11 protein-coding genes are annotated in these 11194 nt (G+C 67.6%); 4 read left to right on the plus strand and 7 right to left on the minus strand.

The features are described from left to right. Nucleotides 1–46: 46 nt before the first annotated feature. Nucleotides 47–1336 carry an acetyl-CoA C-acetyltransferase gene (locus ACIBTM_RS39090; RefSeq protein ID WP_395882170.1) on the minus strand — a complete coding sequence of 430 codons (1290 nt, stop codon included), beginning with the start codon at nucleotides 1334–1336 and terminating at the stop codon, nucleotides 47–49. Between the two features lie 92 nt (nucleotides 1337–1428). On the opposite strand from ACIBTM_RS39090, the gene ACIBTM_RS39095 reads away from it, so the two are divergent. Further along, on the plus strand, nucleotides 1429–2763 hold the full coding sequence (locus tag ACIBTM_RS39095) for a 3-oxoacyl-ACP reductase (RefSeq protein WP_395882171.1): 1335 nt from the start codon (nucleotides 1429–1431) through the stop codon (nucleotides 2761–2763). A 2-nt stretch (nucleotides 2764–2765) separates the two neighbouring features. Beyond that, on the plus strand, nucleotides 2766–3611 hold the full coding sequence (locus ACIBTM_RS39100) for a MaoC family dehydratase (protein WP_395882172.1): 846 nt from the start codon (nucleotides 2766–2768) through the stop codon (nucleotides 3609–3611). Here the strand turns inward: ACIBTM_RS39100 and ACIBTM_RS39105 are convergent. Continuing rightward, entirely contained in the window at nucleotides 3594–4259 is a 666-nt protein-coding gene (locus ACIBTM_RS39105) for a TetR/AcrR family transcriptional regulator (protein ID WP_395882173.1), read from the minus strand. The two genes, ACIBTM_RS39100 and ACIBTM_RS39105, sit on opposite strands and share 18 nt — an antisense overlap. Nucleotides 4260–4385: 126 nt before the next feature. Here ACIBTM_RS39105 and ACIBTM_RS39110 point away from each other — a divergent pair, with 126 nt between their 5' ends. After that, the gene (locus ACIBTM_RS39110) at nucleotides 4386–5021 is read left to right on the plus strand and encodes an SCP2 sterol-binding domain-containing protein (RefSeq protein WP_395882174.1); all 636 of its coding nucleotides are present in this window, start codon (nucleotides 4386–4388) and stop codon (nucleotides 5019–5021) included. 86 nt (nucleotides 5022–5107) lie between these two features. Continuing rightward, nucleotides 5108–5698 carry an SCP2 sterol-binding domain-containing protein gene (locus ACIBTM_RS39115; protein WP_395882186.1) on the plus strand — a complete coding sequence of 197 codons (591 nt, stop codon included), beginning with the start codon at nucleotides 5108–5110 and terminating at the stop codon, nucleotides 5696–5698. Here the strand turns inward: ACIBTM_RS39115 and ACIBTM_RS39120 are convergent. The 5 genes from ACIBTM_RS39120 to ACIBTM_RS39140 are packed head-to-tail and all read right to left on the minus strand — an operon-like array spanning nucleotide 5695 to nucleotide 10965. Further along, entirely contained in the window at nucleotides 5695–7341 is a 1647-nt protein-coding gene (locus ACIBTM_RS39120; RefSeq protein WP_395882175.1) for an ATP-binding protein, read from the minus strand. The genes ACIBTM_RS39115 and ACIBTM_RS39120 overlap by 4 nt on opposite strands. 31 nt (nucleotides 7342–7372) lie before the next feature. Beyond that, complete coding sequence (locus tag ACIBTM_RS39125) at nucleotides 7373–7855, minus strand: FxsA family protein (RefSeq protein WP_395882176.1); 483 nt, start codon at nucleotides 7853–7855, stop codon at nucleotides 7373–7375. A 58-nt stretch (nucleotides 7856–7913) separates the two neighbouring features. After that, on the minus strand, nucleotides 7914–8414 hold the full coding sequence (locus ACIBTM_RS39130; protein WP_395882177.1) for a DNA topology modulation protein FlaR: 501 nt from the start codon (nucleotides 8412–8414) through the stop codon (nucleotides 7914–7916). A 2-nt stretch (nucleotides 8415–8416) separates the two neighbouring features. After that, a complete protein-coding gene (locus ACIBTM_RS39135) occupies nucleotides 8417–10360 on the minus strand; it encodes an ABC transporter ATP-binding protein (protein WP_395882187.1) in 1944 nt (647 codons plus the stop codon). Nucleotides 10361–10386: 26 nt separating this feature from the next. Further along, nucleotides 10387–10965 carry a TetR/AcrR family transcriptional regulator gene (locus ACIBTM_RS39140; RefSeq protein WP_395882188.1) on the minus strand — a complete coding sequence of 193 codons (579 nt, stop codon included), beginning with the start codon at nucleotides 10963–10965 and terminating at the stop codon, nucleotides 10387–10389. Nucleotides 10966–11194 lie beyond the last annotated feature (229 nt).

Raw genomic sequence — 11194 nt, forward strand, 5'->3', positions numbered from 1 at the left:
GACAAAGGCACCGGGGTTTTTCCCGGATCCGCTCCGGGCGAACTTTCTACTTCTCCAGGATCGCGGTGACGCCCTGGCCGCCCGCGGCGCAGATCGAGATGAGTCCGCGGCCGGATCCCTTCTCGCTCAACAGCTTCGCGAGCGTGGCGACGATTCGGCCGCCGGTCGCGGCGAACGGGTGCCCGGCCGCCAGCGACGAGCCGTTGACGTTCAGCTTCGCCCGATCGATGGAGCCGAGCGGTTCGTCGAGGCCCAGCTTCGACTTCGCGAACTGCGGGTCCTCCCACGCCTTGAGGGTGGCGAGCACCTGCGAGGCGAAGGCCTCGTGGATCTCGTAGAAGTCGAAGTCCTGCAGAGTGAGCCCGGCGCGCGTGAGCATCTGCGGGACGGCGTACGCGGGCGCCATCAGGAGGCCTTCGTCGCCGTGGACGTAGTCGACGGCCGCGGTCTGCGAGAACGTCAGGTACGCCAGCACCGGCAGCTTGCGGGTCTTCGCCCACTGCTCGGTCGCGAGCAGGACCGTCGACGCGCCGTCGGACAGCGGCGTCGAGTTGCCCGCGGTCATCGTGCCGTCAGGACCACCGAAGGCGGGCTTCAGCTTCGCGAGCTTCTCGACGCTGGAGTCCGGCCGCAGGTTCTGGTCGCGCGCCAGCTTCAGGTACGGCGTCACCAGGTCGTCGAAGAAGCCCTTGTCGTACGCGGCACCGAGCCGCTGGTGGCTGGTGGCGGCGAGCTCGTCCTGCGCCTCGCGCGTGATCTCCCAGACCTTCGCGGTCAGCGCGGCGTGCTCGCCCATCGACAGGCCGGTGCGCGGCTCGGAGTTGCGCGGGATCTCGGGGACGATGTGGCCGGGGCGCAGCTTCGCGGCGAGCTTCAACCGTTCGGGGAGCGTCTTCGCGGCGTTGAGCTGCACGAGGATCTGGCGCAGGTCGTCGTTGACCGCCAGCGGCGCGTCGGACGTGGTGTCGACGCCGCCCGCGATGGCCGAGTCGATCTGGCCGAGGGCGATCTTGTTGGCGACGTTGATGATCGCCTGCAGGCCGGTGCCGCACGCCATCTGCACGTCGGAGGCCGGGGTGGCGGGGTTCAGCCTGCTGCCGAGGACGCTTTCGCGGGCGAGGTTGAAGTCGCGGGCGTGCTTGAGCACCGCGCCGGCGGCGACCTCGCCGATCACCTCGTCCTGCAGGGAGAAGCGGCTGACCAGGCCGTCGAGGGCGGCCGTGAACATGTCCTGGTTCGACGCTTTCGCGTACGGGCCGTTCGAGCGGGCGAAGGGGATCCGGTTGCCGCCGATGATCGCGACCTTGCGCACGGGTGCCGTCCTTTTCGTGGCCATTTTTTCCACTCCTCCGTAGGCTCTCTCACACTGTAACCTACTAGCGAGTAGGTTAGAATGCGACGTGACGCAAACTGCACGGGAGGCACGTAATGGCTGACAGGTACCAGCAGTTCACGAAGAGCCCGGTAGGGAAATTCGTGGTGCCGAAGCTCGGCCTGCCGAACCCCGCGACGCTCCGCCGGTACAAGCCCGGCCAGCCCGCTCTCGAGGGTCCCGCACTTCTGGGGGCCGCGCCGGGCGGTCGCCTCGAAAAGGTGATCGAGGCGCAGCTGCACCGCGCCGGGATCGAGGTCGTTTCGGCGGCGGCCGACAGGCATGCCGCGCTCGTCTTCGACGCGACAGGCGTGAAGGATCCGAAGCAGCTTCGCGAGGTCTACAACTTCTTCCACCCGGTGATCCGGAGCGTCGGTCCGTCGGGCCGCGTCGTCGTCCTCGGAACGCCGCCGGAGCTGGCCGAAGGCAACGAGCGGATCGCTCAGCGCGCGCTCGAAGGCTTCGTCCGTTCCGTCGGTAAGGAACTGAAGCGCGGCGCGACCGCTCAGCTCGTGTACGTCGCCGAAGGAGCCGAAGAGGCGACCGAGTCCACGCTCCGATTCCTGCTGTCGTCGAAGTCCGCCTTCGTCGACGCCCAGGTCATCCGCGTGGGCACCGAGACCAAGACCGCCTCCGCGCCGTCCGACTGGGCTAAGCCGCTGGACGGCAAGGTCGCACTGGTCACCGGCGCTTCCCGCGGTATCGGCGCCGCCATCGCGGAAGTGCTGGGCCGCGACGGCGCCCACGTCGTCGCGCTCGACATCCCCGCGCAGGGCGCGGACCTGTCCAAGGTCGCCAACAAGGTCGGCGGCTCGGCGCTGCAGCTGGACATCACCGCCGCCGACGCGCCCGAGAAGCTCGCCGAGTACCTCGTCACCCGCCACGGCGGCGTCGACATCGTCGTGCACAACGCGGGCATCACGCGCGACAAGACACTGGGCAACATGACCGAAGGCGGCTGGGACTCGGTCATCGCGGTCAACCTCGCCTCGCAGCTCGCGGTGAACGAGAAGCTGCTCACGGACAAGGTGCTGCGCGAGAACGGCCGCATCATCGGCGTCTCCTCCATCGCCGGCATCGCGGGCAACGTCGGCCAAACCAACTACGCCACCAGCAAGGCGGGCGTCATCGGCATGGTGAACGTCGGCGCGCCGAAGCTCGCCGAGTACGGCGGCACGATCAATGCCGTCGCGCCCGGCTTCATCGAGACCAAGATGACCGCCGCCGTGCCGCTGTTCATCCGCGAGGCCGGGCGGCGGCTGTCCAGCCTCGGCCAGGGCGGGCTCCCGGTCGACGTCGCCGAGACGATCGCCTGGTACGCGAACCCGGCTTCGGCCGCGGTCAACGGCAACGTGGTCCGCGTTTGCGGCCAGGCACTGCTGGGGGCGTGAGCATGGGCGTCAAGGAACTCCACGAGTCGCCGAGCCTGTCCTCGTTGTACCCCAAGGCGTTGCTCGGCTCGCTGCGCAAGAGCGGCGGGAACACGCTGCCGTCGACCGAGTTCGTCCGCGAGGGCGTCGTCGTCGACCCGGCGCACCTCGCCGCGTACAACCAGGTGTGCGGATTCCGGCTCGACGACGTGCTCCCGGCGACGTATCCGCACATCCTCGCCTTCCCGCTGCAGATGGCGCTGATGACCGAGGACGACTTCCCGTTCCCGCTGCTGGGCATGGTGCACGTCGCCAACCGGATCACCCAGCACCGGCAGCTGCGGCTCGGCGAGTCGTTCACCCTGCGCGTGCGCGCCGAGGATCTGCGCCCGCACGAGAAGGGCAAGCAGTTCGACGTGATCAGCGAGCTGCTGGTCAGCGACAGTCCTGTGTGGACGGACGTGAGCACGTACCTGCGCCGCGGCGGTGGCAGCGGCGAGAAGACCGCACGCGGTCAGCTCTCGCAGCCGACACCCACCGCGATCTGGCAGGTGCCCGGCGACATCGGCCGCCGCTACGCCGAGGTCTCCGGCGACCGCAACCCGATCCACCTGCACCCGATCACGGCGAAGGCGTTCGGGTTCCCGTCCGCGATCGCGCACGGCATGTGGACGAAGGCGCACGCGCTCGCGGCGTTCGAAGGCAGGCTTCCGGAGGCCTTCGCCATCGACGTCAAGTTCAAGCAGCCGGTCCTGCTGCCCGCCAAGGCCGCTTTCACCACTTGGAGTGAAGGTGGCGGCTGGGCCTTCGAGCTGTGGAACGCCCGCAAGCCGAAGCCGCACCTGGAGGGCTCAGTCGTCGCTCTCTGACGGCTTCCAGATCTCGCCCTCGACCAGGTCGTTGAACCCGAGCCAGACCAGGTTCATCAGCCACGAGGCGAGTACGCCGTCGGAGACATCGGGGTGGTCGAGGGCCCAGTCGGCCAGCGACTCGGCCGCCCCGACCAGCGCGGCGGACAGCCCGGCGCCGGAGAACTCGGCCTGCTCGCCGAGGCCCTTGCGGGTGCCGGCGGAGACGACCAGCGCGGCGACCAGTTCGATCGCGCGGGTGCGCATGTCGGTGATCTCCGCGGCGAAGGCGCCGCCGACGGTCATGGCCTGGCGGTGCAGCACCGTCCAGGACTCGCGATAGTCGGCGACGAAGCGGTAGAACGCGCGAAGCCCGTGCCAAAGCTGCATGTCGGGCGGCAGATCGGGTTTGATCCCCTCCTGCACCGCCTCCAGCAGGCGGGTGGCTTCGCGGCGGATGCACGCGCCGAAGAGATCTTCCTTGGAGCCGAGGTAGGTGTAGATCATCGGCTTGGACACGCCGGCGACCTCGGAGATCTCGTCCATCGACGCGGAGTGATAGCCGTAGCGCGAGAACACCGAGACCGCCGCGTCCAGGATCTGGCGTTCCCGCACCGCTCTCGGCAGCCTTTTGGCGCGTTCCGCGGGACGCGGCACTTCCTCGGACACTCAGGACCTCCCTTTTGCTCGGTAAGACGCTACCGGGCTACCACCGGCAAGGGTGATTTCGGCACGCTTGCCCGGCTACCTACTCGCGGGTAGCCTTACGCTCGGGTAGGCGGAACTGGAGGGAAGATGGCCGAGATCGTGGGGCTGACCGGCCGCGCGCTGGTCGACGCGCTGGAGCGGATCGAGCCGGATTCGGCCGAAGCGCACTCTCTCGACGTCAACGAGGTCGCGGGCGCCATCGACCCGAAGGACCTCGGAAAGGACGACGTCCGTCGGCTGCTCACCGCGCTGGGGCGGCTCGCCGAGTCCGCGCCCGCGTTCGACCTCCGCAAGGTCGACCCGGTCCGGTTCGCGAACCTCGTCGCCCGTGCCTCGCGCACACAACTGGAGAGCGTCGTCGCCGAACGGCCGCTCCGGGAGCGGGTGCTGCGCGAGATCTTCGACCGCATGGGTGCCCACATCCGTCAGGACCGCGCGAAGACACTGCACGCCGTCGTCCACTGGCGGCTCTCCGGCGGCACCGGCGGTGGCGGGTACGACCGCTACGAGACGGTGATCTCGCACGGCGAGTGCACGGTAAGCCGCGACATGAAGGAGAAACCGAGGGTGACGATCACGATCGCGCCCGTCGATTTCTTCCGGCTCATCACCCATCAGGCGACGCCCGCTGTGCTATTCGTCACCGGAAAGATCAAAGTAAAAGGTGATCTGGCCTTCGCGGCGGGCCTGATCGGTTTCTTCGACCTGCCGAAACCGTCCTGAACCCGGCCGAGCAGATACACTTCCGTGCCGTGCCCCGAAATTCCCCGAACCGGCGCTGGCGGGACAAGGTACGCCTTTCCCGTCCGTTGAGGCTGCACAAGACGCGCACCGCCGGCGAGCACGTCGTCAACGCGTTCGCGGAGAAGCTCGAACTCGCCAAACTGAGCCCCGGGCAGTTCACGCAGGTGCTGGAAACCCTGCACATGCTTGGTGAAACCGGTGCGGGCATCGAGCTGAGCTCACTGGAGACCGAGGTGCTCGTCGACGTCGTGCAACGGGCGTCACGAGAGCAGCTCAAGGCGATCGCCGATCACCCGGAACTGCGTTCGGCGTTCCTCGACGAGATTTTCCGCAGAATGTCGGATCATTTCGTTCCCGAACGCGCGCGGCATGTGGACTTCGTCGTCGCGTGGCGTTTCACCGATGGTGACGGAGAAGACGGTTTCGATCGTTTTCAAACGGTCATCGAAGACGGTGTCTGCGTTTCGAGCACGGATCTCGCGCGCACTCCGGACACCACCATCACCCTTTCCGTCGACGACTTTATCCGGATGGCGACCGGCAACGCGGCGGTGGCGGCGATGTTCGTGACGGGCAAGGTGAAGGTGAAGGGCGAGTACGCGCCCGCCGTGCGGTTCAGCGGGTACTTCGACATCCCGAAGCCGAGCGGTGCCTAGCCGCCCGTCTCGTCGAGGGTTCGTTGCCGCGTCCGGCGATAGCGGACGTTGGGACTGCGCAGGTTCTTCTCCGTCGCCTCGATCAGTCCTTGACGGAGGAGAACGCCGATCCAGCGGGACACCGTCCGATCGGGAAGTCCTGTCGCTGCGACCAAATCGGCACGACTCGCCTCCTTTTCGTCGAGTGCCGAAAGGATCTCCTCGCGGCGATCGGCACGGCGTTGTTCCCGCACCGGACCGTCCGCGGTCGTCGGAACGACATCGTCTGCGAGCGTGTAGTGCGCATACCGCCTTCCACCGGTGGGAACGAGCAGACCGCGGGCGACCAGATCGCCGAGTTCTTCGGTGGCGATACGAGAGTCGAGGTCGTTCGCATTGCGGTAAGCCTGATTGTTGAGCGTCTCGCCGTGGAACAGCATCGCGAGGCCATGGCACTGGCTGTCGGTCAGGCCGTGCTCGCGAAGCGACGCGATCCACTGGACGGCGCCGTCCCCCATCAGCGTGTGATTGGGGAAGGTGGCCGAGAACGTGGAGATGTCATCGGCGAACCGTGGTGGACTGAGCTTGGCGTCTCGCATGGCCGCCAGCATCGCCGGGATTCCGGAGCCGCGGTTTTCGCAGATCGGGCGATCCGACCCCGGCAGCGGGGTGTCTTCCAGGATTTTCAGCAAGGTCGCGTTGCGGGCCGAGGAGGTGCCTTCCACTCCGAGGTTCTCCTCGCGAACCGACCCATAGAGGCCGCCGGGATTGCGAATGACGAGGCGGTCGGGATACATCTCGACCTGCACTTGAGTTCCCTGCGACGGGCCTGAGTAATCACGGTGGACCAGGGCGTTGACCACTGCTTCGCGTAATGCGGTTTCGGGATATTCCCAAGTCTCGGCTCGCCCCGCGCCGCGAATCGTCGATCGGCGCTTCATGTTGCGGCGGAGTGCGACAAGGGCTTCGTCGACGATCGCCGGAATCGGTCCTTCGGCCGCGATGTTGTCGATGAACCTCGTGCCACTCCGTGGGTCCGGCCCCGACTTGGTCGGATAGTGGACGAAGGTCAACATGAGCTGAGGGAAGAACTCCTGTGGGTAGTCACCCAATGCCAAAAGTCCGGCCAACGACAGCTCGTCCCCGACCAGGATTTTGGCGCGACGTAATGCCGAGGTGTCGTCGAGGTGCGCGAAGGCTCTGCCGCGATGACGGCGGAGCCGGCTCAGGAAGGTGCCGGTCAGTGATTCGTCGAGGTCCGCGACCGTGGTGCCTGGGACAGGCTGCTCGTCGTCTCGCGGTTGACCACGGTTCGCCAGTATCAACTGGACCTCGTAGGGGCTCAGCTTCCGGTCTCCGTCGGCGACTCTGATGAAGCTTCCCTGCGTCATGCCGGTACCGCGGTTGTACGCGGGCTTGCTGCCTGGCGGCAGCTCGGGAATCTCGGCCACTACGAGATCAGCGCCTTCGAACCGGTGCGTTCCGATCAGCGGCCGGAGAGGTGGCTCCAGGTTCACCGGATCTCGAACGCCGGTCGCTTCGAACCCCAGGGCCTCGTCAAGGCCGAGGATCAGCACGCCCCCGTTGGTGTTGGCGAAGGCCGAGAGTGTCTCGCGGACACTCTTGGGCAACTGCCGTCCTAGCTTCGCCACTAGCTTCGCCACTGGAAGTGTAGTGGCGAAGCTGGCGCGACACTCAGCCCTCGACGATGCGGCCCTCGATCACCGGCGGCTGCTTCTTGGCGGCCTCCGCGGGCGGCGTGTCCATGACGACCTCGCTGTCCACGACCATCACCGGCCCGCGGGCACGGTTCGCGAACTTGACCGCCCGGCGCTGCATCCGCTTCTGCCACACCTTGCGCGCGACACTCCGCGTCGGCGGCAGGATGAACAGCAGGCCGATGACGTCGCTGACGAAACCGGGCAGCAGGATCAGCAGGCCGCCGAGCCCGATCAGCATCCCGTCGGTGAGTTCCTTCTCCGCGTCGGCGGGGCGGCCGAGCCGGGCGGACTCGGCGAACGCCCGGAAGGCGCGGCCGCCTTCACGGCGCGCGAGCCAGGAGCCGATGAACGCGCCGGCGAAGAGCAGCGCGATCGTGCCGAGCACGCCAACTGCCGAGCCCACCGCCCACACGGCGGCGATCTCGGCGACGACATAGAGCAGGAACGCGACAGCCATACCTGGACAACGTACGGCTTGCCCGTTTTGCTCCCAACCCCCGATACGGTGACCAGGGTCAACCCATCCGGCGCAGGAACTCCTCCGCCTCGCGTGGCCCGGTCAGCACGATCTGCCGCGCGTGTGCCCCTTGTTCCGCCAGCCGTCGCACCGTCCGTTCCCGGTGGTGCTTCGGCCAGCGCCAGACGTAGGAATAGAACTCCAGATCCAGCCTTTCGGGGCAGCCGGGCGCCTGGTTGTCCTGGCCGTGATCGCGCAGGCACCGCATCAGCACCCGCCGGAGGCAGACGCGGCGCGGGTAGTCGAGGAAGACGATCGTGTCCGCTCTCGGCAGGCGGAGATGCATCGACGCCCCGTAGTTCCCGTCGATCACCCAGGCGTCGGACGCGATGATCTCCTGCTGCGCGGCATGGAACTCGGCGTCCGGCGCCGGTGTCCAACCCGGCCGCCAGTAGAGCCGGTCGAGGTGGGTGACGGGCAGGCCGAGCGCGGCGCCGAGTCGTCGTGAGAACGTCGACTTCCCGGCGCCGCTGCAACCGACGACCATGATCCGTCGCACGATCAAGCCTCGTCCAGGTACGCGGCCGCCTGCAGGGTGAACAGTTCGGCGTAGCCCGCCTTCGCTGCCATCAGCTCGTCGTGTGTCCCGTATTCGGCGACCTTTCCGTGTTCCAGCAACAGGATCCGCTCCGCCTGACGCACGGTGGAGAACCGGTGCGAGATGTACAGCGTCGTGCGTCCCTCCGAAAGCTCCCGCAGCCGCGAGAAGAGGTCGTGCTCGGCCTGGGCGTCCAGCGCGGAGGTCGGTTCGTCGAGGATCAGGATCGGCGCCTCCCGCAGGAACGCCCTGGCCAGCGCGATCTTCTGCCATTCGCCGCCGGACAGGCTGACACCCTGGTCGAACCAGCGCCCGAGCGGGCTGTCGTACCCGCTGGGCAGGCGCTCGATCCGCTCGTCGGCGCCGGCGCGTTTCGCCGACGTCTCGATCCTTTCGCGGTCGACGAGGTGCGTCAGATCGCCGAGTCCGATGTTCTCGGCGGCGGTGCCCTGGTAGGTCACGTAATCCTGGAACATCGCGCTGATCTGTCGCCGCAGTTCCACCGGGTCGTATTCGCGGATGTCGACGTCGTCGAGCAGGATCCGCCCGCCCGTCGGGTCGTACAGCCGGCACAGCAGTTTGAACAGCGTCGACTTCCCTGCCCCGTTGCGGCCGACGACGGCGACCGTCTCACCCGGCCGGATCTCGAAGCTCACGCCGTCGAGGGCGGGATCGGGCGCTCCTGGATAGGTGAAGGACACTTCTTCGAACCGGATGTGTCCCTCCACAGTGGACGGAAGCGGGCGCGCCTGGAGCGGCGCGACGATCTCCGGTTTCGTCCCGAGGAAGCGATACAGCGTGTCGAGGTAGAGATTGTTCTCGTACATCCCGGAAAACGCGGTGAACAGGCCTTGGACAGAGGTCTGCACCGACGCCGCGGCCGCCGTGTACAACGCCAGGTCGCCGAGGGTGAGCCTGCCGCCGACGGCCTCCAGCGCGATGTACAGCGCTATCGCGGATCCGGCGGCCGTGCTGAGCAGACCCCAGGATGTCGAGCTGACGCTGCGCTTGCGGGTCAGTGTCCGCTGACGGTCGTAGAAGACCTGGCCGAGCCGCTGGAACCGGTCGACGAAATACGGGCCGAGGCCGAAAAGCTTGGTCTCCTTGGCGTACGTGTCGGTGGTGACCAAAGAGGACAGATAATCCATCCGCCGTTTCAGCGGCGACATCATCAAGGTCAGCCAGAACGCGCGGGCGCCGTACTTCGACTGCGAGATGAACGCGGGAATCGGTGCCAGGAGGGCGACGAGCGCCAGCAGCGGGCTGATCGAGACGAGCAGCGCGATCATGCTCCCGAAGGTGATCACCGTCCGGACCAGGCCCAGCGCCGAGTTCATCATCGACAGCGGCCGGGTCGGCGCCTCCTGCGCGGCTTGGCGCAGCATGTCGTAGGACGCGGAACCCTCGAAGTACGAGAGATGCAGCTTGCTCGCGTGGTCCATCACCTGGTGGCGGATGGTCAGCGTCATCCGTTCCTGCAGCAGGGACTGGCCATAGGTGGTCAGCGCCTGCGAAACCGCGTTGAGCACGAGGATGCCGAACTGGAAGAGCGCGACACCGACGATCGCGCTCTTCGTCCCGTGTCCCTGGATCGCCGCGACGACCGAGTCGATCAGCAGTTTCGCGATGTACGCGGTCGCCGTCGGGAGGAGGCCGGAAAGCAGCGTCACCAAGGTGATCACGATGGTCAGCGCCGGGCTTGCCTGCCAGGTCAGCTTCGCGACCTTCGGCAGGCCGCGTACCGTGCCCGCGACGTTGACCCACATACGGTTGAGCCGGGACTTCAGGTCTTTCGGGACGGCTTCGGGTTCGGGCTCCGGGATGTCGACCGGGCCGGTCAGCCCGCTGTCGGGCACCGTCGACGGCGGGCGACGTCGCCTGCCGCCGCGCGCCAGCAGCATCTCGATGCCGCCTCCCCCACCGGGCGGCCCGATCACGCGGCCGCCAAGGCGCCGTTGAGGAACACGTCGACCAGTTCCATCGTGGTGGGCTCGTCACCGGTCTCGCTGAACCGGATCCGGCCGCTGAACAGCAGCGACAGGAAGAGCGCCGCGGACTGCGACGGCGGCAGGCGGAGCCGGTCCTTCTCCGGTTCGAACAGCTCGGCCATGGCGTCGCGCATCGCGCTCATCGACTCTTTGCGCTGGTCACGGCGGTTACCACGGTCGCCGTGGCGATGCTCCGGCCGCCTGCCGGAACCGTGCATGACCGCCATGAGCGCGCCCATCCGCTGGAGGTGCGCGCTGAGCGCGTCGGCCGCTTCGATGAGCCTGTCGTCGAGGGTCTGGTCGAGGTCGATGACCGCGATCGCGTCGAGTACCTGGTCGGGCTTCAGCGCTTCGGCGAAGCAGGTGGCGAACAGCTCTTCCTTGTCCTTGAACACGCGGAAGACGGTGCCTTCGCCGATGCCCGCGGCACGCGCGATCTGGCTCGACGTGACACCGGCGCCGTGCTCCACCAGCAAGGGCAGCACGGACTGGACGATCATCCGGCGCCGCTCGTCGGCACTCATCCCCGGCGCTCTCCGCCGGGCGGTGGTTTCGGGGGTTGTCATGCGACCAGTTTGCGGAGTGAGCGCTCACTCCGTCAAGTGAAATAGGGACCGAAGCGCGTGAAGGCCCCCTTCCCTCGGCTCAGCCGAGGGAAGGGGGCCTTCACGCGCTTGGGGCGGCGGTGTCAGCTCCCGGCCTGGTCGCAGCTGGCGGCGTCGGTGCCCAGCACCGGGTCGGTCACCGGGCGGC

Origin of the sequence: Amycolatopsis sp. NPDC049868, assembly GCF_044461365.1 — a bacterium.
Taxonomy (GTDB): domain Bacteria; phylum Actinomycetota; class Actinomycetes; order Mycobacteriales; family Pseudonocardiaceae; genus Amycolatopsis.

Bases quoted from the DNA above. Each gene is read 5' to 3' on its own strand.
- ACIBTM_RS39090 (WP_395882170.1), bottom strand. From the start codon at position 1,336: ATGGCCACGAAAAGGACGGCACCCGTGCGCAAGGTCGCGATCATCGGC.
- ACIBTM_RS39095 (WP_395882171.1), top strand. From the start codon at position 1,429: ATGGCTGACAGGTACCAGCAGTTCACGAAGAGCCCGGTAGGGAAATTC.
- ACIBTM_RS39100 (WP_395882172.1), top strand. From the start codon at position 2,766: ATGGGCGTCAAGGAACTCCACGAGTCGCCGAGCCTGTCCTCGTTGTAC.
- ACIBTM_RS39110 (WP_395882174.1), top strand. From the start codon at position 4,386: ATGGCCGAGATCGTGGGGCTGACCGGCCGCGCGCTGGTCGACGCGCTG.
- ACIBTM_RS39125 (WP_395882176.1), bottom strand. From the start codon at position 7,855: ATGGCTGTCGCGTTCCTGCTCTATGTCGTCGCCGAGATCGCCGCCGTG.
- ACIBTM_RS39140 (WP_395882188.1), bottom strand. From the start codon at position 10,965: ATGAGTGCCGACGAGCGGCGCCGGATGATCGTCCAGTCCGTGCTGCCC.